Origin of the sequence: Prauserella sediminis (genome assembly GCF_014195435.1) — a bacterium.
Lineage (GTDB): Bacteria > Actinomycetota > Actinomycetes > Mycobacteriales > Pseudonocardiaceae > Prauserella > Prauserella salsuginis.
In genome coordinates this window covers 329,790-343,679 of record NZ_JACIBS010000001.1, presented here as the reverse complement: position 1 = coordinate 343,679, position 13,890 = coordinate 329,790, and the positions used below count along the sequence as shown (strand labels likewise).

General features: G+C 70.5%; 14 protein-coding genes. 12 read left to right on the top strand and 2 right to left on the bottom strand.

Annotation, left to right across the window (positions count from 1 at the left end):
• Window positions 1–48: 48 nt before the first annotated feature.
• Complete coding sequence (locus FB384_RS01570) at window positions 49–885, bottom strand: putative RNA methyltransferase (protein WP_221212851.1); 837 nt, start codon at window positions 883–885, stop codon at window positions 49–51.
• Between the two features lie 215 nt (window positions 886–1,100).
• Here FB384_RS01570 and FB384_RS01565 point away from each other — a divergent pair, with 215 nt between their 5' ends.
• From FB384_RS01565 to FB384_RS01540, 6 genes are all read left to right on the top strand, one after another.
• Window positions 1,101–2,399, top strand: coding sequence for an ammonium transporter (locus FB384_RS01565; protein ID WP_183778470.1), 1,299 nt, complete (start codon window positions 1,101–1,103; stop codon window positions 2,397–2,399).
• A complete protein-coding gene (locus FB384_RS01560; RefSeq protein WP_183778469.1) occupies window positions 2,396–2,734 on the top strand; it encodes a P-II family nitrogen regulator in 339 nt (112 codons plus the stop codon). The genes FB384_RS01565 and FB384_RS01560 overlap by 4 nt, the downstream gene beginning before the upstream one ends.
• Before the next feature lie 9 nt (window positions 2,735–2,743).
• Window positions 2,744–5,116, top strand: a complete 2,373-nt coding sequence (locus tag FB384_RS01555) for a [protein-PII] uridylyltransferase (protein ID WP_183778467.1) — start codon at window positions 2,744–2,746, stop codon at window positions 5,114–5,116.
• Between the two features lie 554 nt (window positions 5,117–5,670).
• Window positions 5,671–7,212, top strand: a complete 1,542-nt coding sequence (ffh, locus tag FB384_RS01550) for a signal recognition particle protein (protein WP_183778465.1) — start codon at window positions 5,671–5,673, stop codon at window positions 7,210–7,212.
• Between the two features lie 6 nt (window positions 7,213–7,218).
• Complete coding sequence (locus FB384_RS01545) at window positions 7,219–8,283, top strand: amidohydrolase family protein (RefSeq protein WP_183778463.1); 1,065 nt, start codon at window positions 7,219–7,221, stop codon at window positions 8,281–8,283.
• An 82-nt stretch (window positions 8,284–8,365) separates the two neighbouring features.
• Complete coding sequence (locus FB384_RS01540; protein WP_183778456.1) at window positions 8,366–9,130, top strand: CPBP family intramembrane glutamic endopeptidase; 765 nt, start codon at window positions 8,366–8,368, stop codon at window positions 9,128–9,130.
• A gap of 4 nt (window positions 9,131–9,134) precedes the next feature.
• On the opposite strand, the gene FB384_RS01535 is transcribed toward FB384_RS01540, so the two are convergent.
• Window positions 9,135–9,902 (bottom strand): sulfite exporter TauE/SafE family protein, encoded by a 768-nt coding sequence (locus tag FB384_RS01535; RefSeq protein ID WP_183778454.1) that lies wholly within the window; start codon window positions 9,900–9,902, stop codon window positions 9,135–9,137.
• A 279-nt stretch (window positions 9,903–10,181) separates the two neighbouring features.
• Here FB384_RS01535 and rpsP point away from each other — a divergent pair, with 279 nt between their 5' ends.
• The 6 genes from rpsP to lepB all read left to right on the top strand — a co-directional run bounded on the left by rpsP (window position 10,182) and on the right by lepB (window position 13,876).
• Window positions 10,182–10,667, top strand: coding sequence for a 30S ribosomal protein S16 (gene rpsP, locus FB384_RS01530; RefSeq protein WP_183778452.1), 486 nt, complete (start codon window positions 10,182–10,184; stop codon window positions 10,665–10,667).
• A complete protein-coding gene (locus FB384_RS01525) occupies window positions 10,664–10,903 on the top strand; it encodes an RNA-binding protein (protein WP_183778450.1) in 240 nt (79 codons plus the stop codon). The genes rpsP and FB384_RS01525 overlap by 4 nt, the downstream gene beginning before the upstream one ends.
• 11 nt (window positions 10,904–10,914) lie before the next feature.
• Complete coding sequence (gene rimM, locus FB384_RS01520) at window positions 10,915–11,484, top strand: ribosome maturation factor RimM (RefSeq protein WP_183778448.1); 570 nt, start codon at window positions 10,915–10,917, stop codon at window positions 11,482–11,484.
• A gap of 64 nt (window positions 11,485–11,548) precedes the next feature.
• The gene (trmD, locus tag FB384_RS01515; RefSeq protein WP_183778446.1) at window positions 11,549–12,325 is read left to right on the top strand and encodes a tRNA (guanosine(37)-N1)-methyltransferase TrmD; all 777 of its coding nucleotides are present in this window, start codon (window positions 11,549–11,551) and stop codon (window positions 12,323–12,325) included.
• A gap of 174 nt (window positions 12,326–12,499) precedes the next feature.
• Entirely contained in the window at window positions 12,500–12,856 is a 357-nt protein-coding gene (rplS, locus tag FB384_RS01510; protein WP_183778444.1) for a 50S ribosomal protein L19, read from the top strand.
• A gap of 42 nt (window positions 12,857–12,898) precedes the next feature.
• Window positions 12,899–13,876 (top strand): signal peptidase I, encoded by a 978-nt coding sequence (gene lepB / locus FB384_RS01505; RefSeq protein WP_183778442.1) that lies wholly within the window; start codon window positions 12,899–12,901, stop codon window positions 13,874–13,876.
• Window positions 13,877–13,890 lie beyond the last annotated feature (14 nt).

Below are 13,890 nucleotides of genomic sequence, written 5' to 3'. Positions count from 1 at the left end.
CCCTACCGTTGCCCGACGGTACGCGCGGGCTCCGTCCGTTCCTCCGCCTCATCCGCTTCGTCGCAGCACCGACACGTCGAACTCGACGGTGACCGTCGTGGCGCCGGTCAGCGCGTCGAGCTTCTCACCGAGGCCGTCGCGATGGAGGTGGTGGGCGTTCGGCCCCATGAGCACGAGCCTGCGGACCTCGTCGGCGTCGAACTCGGCGGTGTGCCGCACCGTCTCCACCCCGGCGAGCTCGAAGTGCCCGGCCAGCGACTCGGCGACCCGGTCGGTCTTGTCGCCCGCGATGTCGAGTAGCCCCAGCTCGGTGACCAGCTCGCGCAGATGGCCCGCGCCGGGCGTCGCCACGGCGAGCAGGCCTCCGGGGCGCAGTACGCGGTGGAACTCGACGGGGTTGCGCGGTGCGAAGACGTCGAGGACGACGTCGGCGACGGCGTCGGCCACCGGCCACGGCTCCCACAGGTTCCACACCACGGCGCCGATCCGCGGATGTGCCTTCGCCGCACGCCGCAGGGCGGGCGCCGACACGTCGAGCGCCAGCCCCCACGCGGACTCGGTGGCCTCGAGCACCGCGGCGAGGTAGTAGCCCGTGCCCGCCCCCGCGTCGACGACGAACTCCGGATCCCCTGCCGACCGGGCGATGCGCGCGAGCAGGTCCGCGAGCGGTGCGTACCGGCCCGTCGCGAGGAAATCCGCGCGGGCGGCGACCATCTCGCTCGTGTCGGCGGTGCCGGCGTCGACACCCGCGCGGAGCAGGTTGACGTAGCCCTGCTTGGCGATGTCGAACGAGTGGCCACGTCCGCAGCGCAGCGACCGCCCCTCCGGATGCAGCTGCTCCGAGCACACCGAGCAGCGCAACGCGCCCACGACGGCGGGCGGCAACGAGCGCGGGTCGTTCCGAGTGGTCACGGACCATATTCGACCACGACGTTTCGCAACCGGACGTATCCGGCCCGGTGGGCGGAAACGCAGAAGTAACAATCCCGACGAACCGCTTCACGCACCCGAAACGTCCTGAGCCATTCGGCGCAACACGGCTTCCCGATGCTGTCCCGCAATCGCGAGTTCGGCTGCCTGCTCTCTTAAGGAGGAGACGCGTGGAAGGGAATACCGCCTGGTTGCTCACCAGTGCTGCGCTGGTGCTGCTCATGACGCCGGGGTTGGCGTTCTTCTACGGCGGCATGGTCCGCTCGAAGAGCGTTCTGAACATGCTGATGATGTGTTTCGGCTCGATGGGCCTCATCGGCGTGCTGTGGGTCGTCTACGGCTACTCGATGGCCTACGGCGGCACGGTCGGCGGGGTCGTCGGCAACCCGTTCGAGATGCTCGGGCTCTCCGGCCTGATGACGCCGGAGGGAGACCCGACAGCGGGCACGGTCGACGTCGCGTTCCAGGCGATGTTCGCGATCATCACGGTCGCACTGATCGCCGGTGCTGTCGCAGACCGCATGAAGTTCGGCGCCTGGATGCTGTTCGGCGGCCTGTGGGCCACGCTCGTCTACTTCCCGGTGGCGCACTGGGTGTGGGGTTCGGGCGGCTGGATCGACGAGCTGGGCGCACTGGACTTCGCGGGGGGCACCGCGGTGCACACCAACGCGGGTGCCGCCGCACTCGGGCTCGTGCTGGTACTCGGCAAGCGTGCCGGCTGGCCGAAGGAACCGATGAAGCCGCACAACCTGCCGTACGTGATGCTCGGCGCCGGCCTGCTGTGGTTCGGCTGGTTCGGCTTCAACGCCGGTTCGGCCTACGCCGCCGACGGTGTCGCGGGCATCGCCTTCATCAACACCGTGACCGCGACCGCTGCCGCGATGCTCGGCTGGCTGCTGCTCGAGCGAATCCGGGACGGCAAGCCCACCAGCCTCGGCGCCGCGTCCGGTGTCGTGGCGGGCCTGGTCGCCATCACGCCGGCCTGTGCCTACGTCGACACGTGGGGCGCGCTGGCCATCGGCACGATCGCCGGTGTCGTCTGCGCGGCCGCCGTCGGCCTCAAGTACCGCTTCGGCTACGACGACTCGCTGGACGTCGTCGGGGTGCACCTCGTCGGCGGCCTGATCGGCACGATCATGCTCGGTTTCGTGGCCACTGCGAGCGTGGTCCCGGACGGTGAGGGTGTCGACGGCCTGTTCTACGGCGGTAGCGTCGACCTGCTGGGCAAGCAGGTGCTGTCGGTGGTCGTCGTGATGATCTACTCCGGGGTCGTCGCCGCGATCCTCGGTGCCGTCGTCAAGGCCGTCACGGGTGGCCGGGTCTCGACCGAGGACGAGGTCGCGGGTATCGACGAGGCCGAGCACGCCGAGTCGGCCTACGACGTCGCAGGCGGTCGCGGTGGCCGTCCGACATCGGCCGGCGGCGGTATGGCGAGCTCGGCCAAGAAGCTGGAGGAGACCAACTCATGAAGCTGATCACCGCCGTCATCAAGCCCTTCACCCTCGACGACGTCCGCTCCGCGCTGGAACAGCTCGGCGTGCTCGGCATGACCGTCAGCGAGGTCCAGGGCTACGGCAGGCAGAAGGGCCACACCGAGGTCTACCGCGGCGCCGAGTACGCCGTCGACTTCGTGGCCAAGTTGAAGGTCGAGGTCGTGACCGACGACGCCAATGTGGACAAGGTCATCGACGCGGTGGCCGCCGCGGCCCACACCGGCAAGATCGGTGACGGGAAGGTGTGGGTCACCTCGGTCGACACCGTCGTGCGGGTCCGCACCGGTGAACGCGGCGCGGATGCCCTCTAGGCGCGCGCGGTGGTCGCAGGGGGACTCGTCGAGGCGGTCGACAGACTGCTGGAAGGCAGGCACGGCAGGCTCGGTGCCGCGGCACTGCGCGCCGCGCTGGTCGACCTGTACGAGTTCTGGCTGAACAAGGCCGCCGCGGCGGCCGGCGCCGACGTCACCGGTTCGCTACCGGACGGCGTTGCGCTGGTCGCCGTCGGCGGTCTCGGCCGAAGGGAGCTCGTGCCCTTCTCCGATCTCGACCTCGTGCTGCTCCACAATGGACATCCGGAGATCGGCGAGATAGCGGATGCGCTCTGGTATCCGCTGTGGGACGCGCGCATCGGCCTGGACCACTCGGTGCGTACTCCCGCCGAGGCGCTGAAGGTCGCCTCGGAGGATCTGCGTACGGCGACGGGACTGCTGGACGGCAGGTTCGTCGCCGGCGATGCCGCACTGGCGTCCCGGCTCGTGGTCGCCGCTCGTGACCAGTGGCGGCGCACCGCGAGGAAACGCGTTCCGGAGCTCGTCGCCGCCACCCTGGATCGCTGGCAGCGCAGCGGGGAGATCGCCCAGTCATCCGAACCCGACCTCAAACACGGCCGCGGCGGCCTGCGGGACCTGGGACTGCTGGATGCGTTCGCCGTCGCCCAGGTGGCCGACCGGCCCGGGGAGGAACTCACGGCCGCCCGTGAACTGCTGCTCGACGTGCGGACGGAACTGCGCCGCACGGTGCGCCGCGGCCGGGACGTGCTCGGGGCCGAGGACGCGGCCGTGGTCGCGTCGGAACTCGACTTCGGCGACCGGTTCGCCCTGGCCCGCAGGCTGTCCGGGGCGGGAAGGGCGGTCGCGTACGCCGTCGACGTCGCACTCAGGGCGGCCGACCCGCCGAAAGGCAGGTTCGGCAGGAAACCACCGCGCACGCCGTGCGGCGACGGCGTCGTGCTGCACGGCGACGAGGTGGCACTGGCGCGCGACGCCGTGCCCGCGCGGGATCCCGGACTGCTGCTGCGCGTCGGGGCCGCGTCGGCGCGGACCGGCACCCCGATCGCGCACGGCACGTTGCGCACGCTCGCCGATACGGCGCCCGAACTGCGGGCGCCGTGGCCCGAACCGGCCCGCAGGGCGCTGACGGAACTACTCGGCGCCGGCGCCGGGCTCGTCGACGCCGTCGAAGCCCTCGACCGGACCGGGCTGTGGGCACGGCTGCTGCCCGAATGGGGAGCGGTCCGCGACCTGCCGCCGCGGGAACCGGTGCACGCGTGGACCGTCGACCGGCATCTGGTGCAGGCGTGTGTCGAGGCCGCAGGGCTGACCGACACGGTGGCGCGGCCCGACCTGCTGTTGCTCGGGGCGTTGCTGCACGACATCGGCAAAGGGCGGGAGGCCGACCACTCCGAACTCGGCGCGGAGCTCGCCAAGCACGTGGCCGTCCGTATCGGACTGTCCGAACGGGATACCGAGCTCCTCGTCGGCATGGTCAGGCACCACCTGCTGTTGCCGGACACCGCCACACGCCGCGACATCAGCGAACCGGAGACGGTCGAACGTGTCGCCAAGACCATCGACGGCGACCCCGTGCTGCTCGAACTGCTGCACGCGCTGGCGAAGGCCGACTCGCTGGCGACCGGTCCCGGCGTGTGGACCCACTGGAAGGCGGGCCTGGTGGCGGAACTGGTCAGCCGCACCCGCGCCCTGCTCACCGGCAGGCCCCTGCCCGAACCGGAGGCCGTCGACGCGGCGCAGCGCGAGCTGGTCGCCGAGGCGGTCCGCACCGGCAGGGGACAGGTCATCGTGGCCCCGGACCGCAGACAGGACAGGACCGCCACGGTCGTGTTCGCCGTTCCCGCTGGCGCCGAGCTGCTCACTCCGGCGGCGGGCGTGCTCGCGCTCAATTCCCTCGAGGTGCACACCGCGACGCTGCACACCGTGCCACCGGACGGACGCGAACCGGGCGACCGTGAGGCCGGTACGCACGAGAGCGGCAGGGTCGGCGTGTTCACCGCGTCGCCGCGCTTCGGCACGCCGCCCGATCCGGCGCTACTGCGCGACCAGTTCGCACGCGCGGTCGCCGGTGGGCTGGCGCTGGCGGAGAAGCTCGCCGAGAAGGAGCGGGCCTACGCGGGTGCTGCGACCGGACCCGTGTCGCCCAGGGTGCTGTGGTTCGACGACGAGACGGCCGGCCCCGAGACGGTCGTGGTCGAGCTGCGCGCCATGGACCGCATCGCCCTCCTGCACCGCGTCGCGGGCGCGCTGCGGCGCTGCGACGCCGAGGTGCGCTGGGCGAAGGCCGAGACTCTCGGCAACCGGGTGGTCGACGCGTTCGCCGTCACGCCGCGGACCGGCACGCGCGACACGGGCTGGCGCGAGCGCATCGAGCAGGCCCTCCTCATGGCGGCCGGCTGACGGCGGGCGATCATCGCCCGGCTGTCGAGGCCGCCCCGCCTGCGCAGGCTGCGCAGTGCCGCCGCGCAGGGCTGCTCCGCGCGTTCCTGCCACCGGCCGTGCAGGACTGCTCCGCTGTTCGGGGGCGGCGCAGCCCGGGCGTCGCGCGCGTCCGGGACGAGCCGCGCGCGACCGGCCGTGCGAGTCCGAGCGCGGGAACCCCGGGAAACCCTCACACGGCAGGGCGCGCTCACCCAGCACCGGTTGAGTAGCTCTACTCAGCCCGATTCCGGTGTCTTCACGCTGCCGCGTACCCCCGTGCGGGCCGCATGCTGGGAACCAGCTCGGGCACATCGGTTCTCCAGCGGTGCGGTTCGCCTGGTGCTGGGGGTCTGGCGAACAGGCCGACCAGGGAGCCGAGTGCCCGAGAAGAGACGCCGCCCGGCCGGGCGAGGGGGATCTGTGGGGGACAGACCGGCCGGGCGGCCCCTCGACCATCGGCGGCCAGTACCCTGGGAGGTCGTCGGCGCAGTGAGCCGGCGCCAGGAACCACGAACTGCTGGAGCGTGCACCCCGTGTTCGACACCCTCTCGGATCGGCTCACCTCGGTCCTGCAGAACCTCCGCGGCAAGGGCAAGCTCTCCGACGCCGACATCGACGCCACGGCCCGCGAGATCCGCATCGCGCTGCTCGAGGCCGACGTCGCGCTGCCCGTGGTGCGGGAGTTCATCAAGCACGTCAAGGAGCGCGCGAAGGGCGCCGAGGTCTCCGAGGCGCTGAATCCGGCGCAACAGGTCATCAAGATCGTCAACGAGGAGCTCGTCGGCATCCTCGGCGGCGAGACGCGGCGGGTGAACCTCGCGAAGACCCCGCCGACCGTGATCATGCTCGCCGGTCTGCAGGGTTCCGGTAAGACGACGCTCGCGGGCAAGCTGGCGACGTGGCTGAAGAAGCAGGGGCACGCGCCGATGCTGGTGGCCTGCGACCTGCAGCGCCCGAACGCCGTGACGCAGCTGCAGGTGGTCGGTGAGCGCGCGGGTGTGACGACCTACGCCCCCGAGCCGGGCAACGGCGTGGGCGACCCGGTCGACGTCGCCAAGCGCAGCATCGAAGAGGCACGCCACGCGCAGCACGATGTGGTCGTGGTCGACACGGCCGGCCGGCTCGGTGTCGACGAAGAGCTGATGCAGCAGGCCGCCGACATCCGCGACGCGGTCCAGCCGGACGAGACGCTGTTCGTCGTCGACGCGATGATCGGTCAGGACGCGGTGACGACCGCCGAGGCGTTCCGCGACGGCGTCGGGTTCACCGGTGTCGTGCTGACCAAGCTCGACGGCGACGCCCGCGGTGGTGCGGCACTGTCGGTGCGGCAGGTGACCGGCGAGCCCATCCTGTTCGCCTCCAACGGGGAGAAGCTCGAGGACTTCGACGTCTTCCACCCCGACCGCATGGCCAGCCGTATCCTCGGCATGGGCGACATGCTCACCCTGATCGAGCAGGCGGAGCAGGCGTTCGACCAGGAGAAGGCCGAGCAGGCGGCATCCAAGCTGGGGACCGGCGACATGACGCTCGAGGACTTCCTCGAGCAGATGCAGGCCGTCCGCAAGATGGGGCCGATCGGCAATCTGCTGGGCATGCTGCCCGGTGCCGGGCAGATGAAGGACCAGCTGTCGCAGGTCGACGACTCGCAGATCGACCGGCTGCAGGCGATCATCCGCGGTATGACGCCCGCGGAGCGGGAGAACCCGAAGATCATCAACGCGTCCCGGCGGCAGCGCATCGCCAACGGTTCCGGTGTCGCGGTGCGTGAGGTCAACGACCTCGTCAACCGCTTCTACGAGGCCCGCAAGATGATGCAGCAGATGGCGGGCAAATTCGGCTTCGGCGGTGGCGGCGGCAGCGCCACGAAGAAGCAGAAGAAGGGGCGCAAGAACAAGAAGGGCAAGAACAAGGGGCAGCAGAAGCAGAAGATGCCCGGTGGCTTCCCCGGGATGCCGCCCGGTGGCATGCCCAGCGGTGGGGGCGGCATGCCCGACATGTCGCAGCTCGGCGGCGGGCTCAACGATCTGCCCCCCGGGTTCGATCCGTCGAAGCTGAAGCTGCCGAAGAACAAGTAGCCGCCCATGTTCCACATTCGCGGTGTCGTGCTGCCCGACGGACGGCAGCAGGACCTCTGGATCGACGGTGACCGGATCTCGCTGACGCCGGTGGAGGGCGCGCGCACGCTCGACGGTGCGTTCGTGCTGCCCGGGCTGGTCGACGCGCACTGCCATCCCGGCATCGGCGTCGACGGCCCGGTCACGCTCGACGAGGCCGCGGCGCAGGCCGAGACCGACCGTGACGCCGGGACCCTGCTCATCCGTGACTGCGGGGTGCCCATCGACACCCGTCCGCTGCAGCGGCGCGACGACCTGCCGCGGATCATCCGCAGCGGGAAGCACATCTCGCTGCCCAAGCGCTACATCCCGAATCTCGGTCTCGACCTCGAACACCCGGAGCAACTGCCGGATGCCGTGACCGAGCAGGCGCTCGCCGGCGACGGCTGGGTGAAGCTCGTGGGCGACTGGATCGACCGCAGCGTCGGGGACCTCGCGCCGCTGTGGCCGGACGACGTCCTGGCCGACGCCGTGAAGGCCGCCCACGACGCCGGCGCGCGCGTGACGGCGCACGTGTTCGGCGAGGCGGCGTTGCCGGGGCTCATCGACGCGGGGATCGACTGCCTCGAGCACGGCACCGGCCTCGACCGTGAACTCCTCGACCGGATGGCGGCACAGGGCACCGCCCTCGTGCCCACGCTGATCAACATCGAGAACTTCCCCGGAATCGCCGACCAGGCGGGCAAGTACCCGACGTACGCGGCCCACATGCGGGCACTGCACGCGGGTGTCGGCGACATGATCGGCGAGGCGATCGACGCCGGCGTCGACATCTACGCGGGCACCGACGCGGGTGGCATGGTCGCCCACGGCAAGTTGCCCGACGAGGTGTCCGCCCTGCACCGCGCGGGAATGCCGGCGGAGCAGGCGCTGGGTGCGGCGTCATGGGCGGCCCGCGCGTGGCTCGGCTACGACGGCATCGCCGACGGGAGGCCGGCCGACCTGGTGGTGTTCGACGCCGACCCGCGTGACGACCTCGACGTCCTTCGCAGCCCCCGGCACATCCTGCTCCGGGGACGACTCGTCGGCTGACGGCTGCCGGGCGGTCGTAACGACGCGGGCACGCACAGTAGGCTCGCGACGATTTGTCGGCCGAACACGGGGGAGGCCCAGCGTGGCGGTACCGAATCCGGGGGAGCCGGCGGCCGGCGACCCGAGTCCCGCGAGTCTGCCACGGCCACGCTGGGGCTTCGGTGCCTTCCTGCTCGTCGAGGCCGTGCTGCTGGCCTCGGCCGCCCTGATCGGCGCCATCCTGCACAGCGGCGGCGGGGACATGTCGGTGCGCAACGTGCTCATCGGCACGATGCTGCCCACGGTCATCGCGGCGGGCACGGCGCTGGTCATCACGAAGGTCCGCGGCAACGGCCCGCTGGCCGACCTCAACCTGTCCTGGTCCGCCGGCGACGTGAAGCTCGGCATCAAGCTGGGCGCCGTGGGGCTGGTCGTGACCAGCGTCGGCGCGTGGATCTGGACCGGGATCGTCGGCGAACGCAACGCCCAGTCCGCGATCAGTGCGCTCGTCGAGGGCCAGCCGATGTCGGTGCAGGCCGCCATCGTGATGTTCCTGTACCTGTGGCTGCTCGGGCCGATCTGCGAGGAGATCATCTACCGTGGCCTGCTCTGGAGCGCCACGGAACGACTGGAATGGCGCAAGGAGAAATGGGGCAGGCTCGCGGCGTTCGGCCTGTCGACCGCCGTGTTCGCCGTGAGCCACCTCGAACCGCTGCGCACGACGTTGCTGCTGGTCATCTCGATCCCCATCGGCCTGGCGCGCCTGATCACCGGACGGCTGCTCGGCAGCATCGTGGCCCATCAGATGAACAACTTCCTGCCCGCCGTGGCCATCCTGCTGACGGCGCTGGGGATCGTCGAGGTGTGACCCGCTACAGGGTCTGGACCAGCAGATGGGCCGCGAGCCCGAGGCCCGCCAGCGCGATCGCGATGCGCAGCGGACGTTCCGGCAACTTCCGCACGACCATGGGTCCCAGCCATGCGCCGACGAACGATCCTGCGGCCAGCGCGATCGCGGCGGTCCAGTCGACCGGGGCGAGGATCGCGAACGCGACGGCGGCCGTGGCGTTCGCGGCGCCCGTGGCGATGTTCTTGAGCGCGTTGGCCACGGGCAGCCGGTCCGGCAGCGAGATCGACAGCACCGCGAGCATCATGATGCCCGCGCCGGCACCGAAGTAGCCCGAGTAGATGGTGACCGCGACGAACGACGCCGCGAAACCGGTTCCGGGGGAGCGCTGCCGGCCTTTCCGCGCGGCGCGCACGTCGGCGGCCTGCCGCAGCCGGTCGCGCAGCAGGAGCAGCACCGAGCCGAGCGCGATGAGCCACGGCACGACCAGTTCGAACGTGTCGCCCGGGGTCGTCAGCAGCAGCGCGGCACCGACGGAACCACCACCGACAGCCGCGGCGACGATCTTGGCGAGCCTGCGTCCCTGGCCGCGGAGTTCGCGGCGCGACCCACCCGCCGCACCGAGGGTCGTCGCCAGCATCGCGACGGTGTTGGTCATGTTCGCCGTCAACGGCGGCAGGCCCGCGGCGAGCAGCGCCGGATAGCTGAACAGCGATGCCAGGCCCGCCACCGACGACGCCAGGCCCGCCGCCACGCCCGCTCCGGTGAGCAGTGCCACCGCCGTGACGTCCACCTGCGATCCTTTCGTCGTCGGCCCGTGCGGCGGGCGGCCGGCGCGCACTGCGGTGCCGGGCCCGCCACCGCAGTGTTCTCCGGGGCCGCTGGGGCCGGGGAGGGGAGCCCGTCGCAGGTGACGTACCTCGCTCTGGCAAAATGGTGGCTTGCCCGCTCCGAACGGGCCCTCTCACCGTGTCGGAGCGATACACAGACCTGCGGGCATCGCCGATCCGCTCCCCACTCGGGGGTGGTGCCTCGAACCGAGCAAGCGAACACGACAGGAGTACCCACACCCGTGGCCGTCAAGATCAAGCTGCAGCGCCTGGGCAAGATCCGTGCGCCGTACTACCGCATCATCGTCGCGGACGCGCGTACCCGGCGGGATGGCAAGGCCATCGAGACGATCGGCAAGTACCACCCGAAGGAAGAGCCGAGCTTCATCGAGGTGAACTCGGAGCGTGCGCAGTACTGGCTGGGCGTCGGCGCGCTGCCGACCGAGCCGGTGCAGCGCATCCTCGAGGTCACCGGCGACTGGCAGAAGCACAAGGGCCTGCCCGGTGCCGAGGGCACGCTGAAGCCGCAGCCGGAGAAGAAGACCAAGCAGGAGATCTTCAACGAGGCGCTCGCCGCCGCGAACGAAGAGCCGTCCGTCGCGGCCGTCACCCCGAAGAAGAAGGGTGGCAACAAGAAGGCCGACAAGGCGGAGAGCCCTGCCGAGGAGACCGCCGAGGCAGCTGAGTCCACCGAGGCCGAGGGCGAGAAGAAGGCCGACGAGGCGTGAGCTTCCTCGCCGACTCGCTCGAGCACCTGGTCCGCGGCATCGTCGACAATCCCGACGATGTCCGCGTGGACCTGGTCACCAACCGTCGTGGTCGCACACTCGAGGTCCACGTCCACCCGGACGATCTCGGCAAGGTGATCGGCCGTAGCGGCCGTACCGCGACGTCGCTGCGCACCGTGATGAACTCCGTCGGCGGCAAGGGTATCCGCGTCGACGTGATCGACACCGATCGCTGACGGGATTCGCCGTGGAGGTCGTGGTCGGCCGGGTCGCGAAAGCGCACGGCATTCGCGGTGAGCTCGCCGTGGACGTGCGCACCGATTCGCCGGACGAGCGTTTCGCCGAAGGTGCGGTTCTCACCGGTAAGTCCCGTAACGGTGGCACGACACGACTCACCGTGGCAGCCGCCCGCTGGCACAGCGGGCGGCTGCTGCTGCGTTTCGAGGAAGTTCCGGACCGCACCGCGGCGGAACGGCAGCGCGGTCTGTTGCTGCTCGCGGAGGCAGGTGAACTACCGCCGATCGACGATCCCGACGAGTTCTACGACCACGAACTCGAAGGACTGCGTGCGGAGCTGACCGACGGCACCGTCGTCGGCACTGTGCGCGAGATCGTCCATTCCCCAGGGGGAGAGCTGCTGTCGCTCGACCGTGACGGGGCCGAGGCACTCGTGCCGTTCGTGCGGGAGATCGTGCCCGAGGTCGACATCGACGGTGGCCGCGTCGTCCTCGACCCGCCCGAAGGGCTCCTGGACGACGGCGGCGAGACCGCCGGTGCGCCCGACGACGCGGCCGGTCCGGACGAACCGGCCCGATGACGCTCGCCCCGGGCCACGTCCCCGCGGCCGATCCAGCCCACGAACGTCCCCGAAAGCTGCCGCAGTGAAACTCGACGTCGTCACCATCTTTCCCGAGTACCTGCAGCCGCTGCGTGCCGCGCTGTTGGGCAGGGCGATCGATCGCGGCCTGATCGAGATCGGCGTGCACGACCTGCGGGACTGGACCTACGACGTACACCGGGCCGTCGACGACGCGCCATACGGCGGTGGCCCCGGCATGGTGATGAAACCGCAGGTCTGGGGTGAGGCGCTCGACGCCGTGTGCACCGAGCGTTCGCGGCTGGTCGTGCCGACACCCGCGGGCAGGCCGTTCACACAGGCGATGGCGAGGGAGTACGCCGAACAGGAACACCTCGTCTTCGCCTGCGGCCGCTACGAGGGCATCGATCAGCGCGTGTTCGACGACGCGGCGCGGCGGATGCCCGTCGACGAGGTGTCCATCGGCGACTACGTCCTGGTCGGCGGTGAAGCGGCGGTGCTGGTCATGGTCGAGGCGGTCGTGCGGCTCCTGCCCGGTGTACTGGGCAACCCCGTCTCGGCCGAACAGGACTCGTTCTCCGACGGCCTGCTCGAAGGCCCCAGCTTCACGCGACCCGAGGTGTGGCGTGACCTGGCCGTGCCGGACGTGCTGCGCTCCGGCAACCACGCGCGCATCGACCGGTGGCGTCGTGACCAGGCCCTCGAACGCACGTTTCACCGCCGGCCGGACCTGCTCGACCGCCTGGCCGGCGAGCTCGACGACCACGATCGTGCGGTTCTCGACCGGCTCCGCGACGACGACGGCGGATCCGACGGTGCCGGGGCGGCCGACCAGGCATGACTCCGCCTGCCGGCGGCCCCGTGTCCGGCGCGAACACCCCACATGCCATACTTGACCAGTTGGCGCGACGTGTGAACACGCGCTGCCGAGAACTCCTGGGCCGCCTGCCGTGAGGCCGGTGCGTGCCCGGACATGTCAAGCCACATTGCCACAAGGACGAGGACGGACCTGAAGATGAACACCCTGGACGCGCTGGACGCTCAGTCGCTGCGTTCCGACATCCCCTACTTCCGCCCGGGCGACACGCTCAAGGTTCACGTCCGCGTCATCGAGGGCAACCGCGAGCGGAACCAGGTCTTCGAGGGCGTCGTGATCGCCCGCCAGGGCGGCGGCATCCGCGAGACGTTCACTGTCCGCAAGATGTCGTTCGGCATCGGTGTGGAGCGCACGTTCCCGGTGCACTCGCCGAACATCGCGAAGATCGAGGTTGCCAAGAAGGGTGACGTCCGCCGGGCGAAGCTCTACTACCTGCGCAACCTGCGCGGCAAGGCGGCCAAGATCAAGGAGCGTCGCGAGACCTCCGCTTCCTGAGCATTGTGGAGCTTGCCGTAGCCTGACGCCGTGGTCGAGCCTGTGCCTTCAAACGCCCCCCAGGATGAGCCGGAGCAGCCGGACGACGAGCGGAACAACCCGTTCGAGACGCCCGCAGACGGAGTCGGATCGTCCGAGGACAGCGGCGGGAAGGCACAGGCCGCCGGCGGTGCCCATGGCCAGTCCCGGAGCCGTCGCAAAGGCAAGTCGAAGAAGCAGCGGTCGTTCTGGAAAGAACTGCCGATCCTGATCGGCATCGCGCTCGTACTCGCGTTCGTCATCCAGCAGTTCTTCGCTCGGGTCTACATGATCCCGTCGGGCTCGATGGAGCAGACGCTGCACGGCTGTCCCGGCTGTACGCCCGACCGGATCCTGGTCGACAAACTCGTCTACGACTTCGCCGATCCCGACCCCGGGGAAGTCGTCGTGTTCCGCGGTCCCGAGGCCTGGGTCGGTCCGGGACTCGCCGACGACGGCGGCAATGCCGTGGCCGACTTCTTCCAGATGGTCGGTTCCGCGTTCGGCCTCGCTCCGCCCGATGAGCGCGACTTCGTCAAACGGGTCATCGCGACCGGCGGGCAGACCGTCGAATGCTGCGACGACCAGAATCGGGTCCTCGTGGACGGTCAGCCGCTCGACGAGCCGTACCTGCATCTCGCCGGTGGCCGGCCGCAGGCCTCCTTCGACGAGGTGACCGTGCCCGAAGGATACGTCTGGGTCATGGGTGACAACCGGAACAACTCGGCCGACTCGCGTTATCACAACGACGGCGGCGGCGCGTCCGGTGCAGTGCCCGTGGACAACATCATCGGCAAGGCGCGGCTGATCGTGCTGCCGCCGTCGCGGTGGGGGATCATCCACGGCGAGAATCCGCAGGAGCAGCAGGTGGGCGCCATGAGTGCGCCGACCTGGCAACAGGGCCTCCCGCTGGCCGCCGGTGCGTTGGCAGCGTGGCCGGTACTCGCGACGGGACGCCGGGTCGGCGCCGCCGTGGGTGGAGCGTCGCGACGCGACCGCTGACCTCCGGGTGAGAG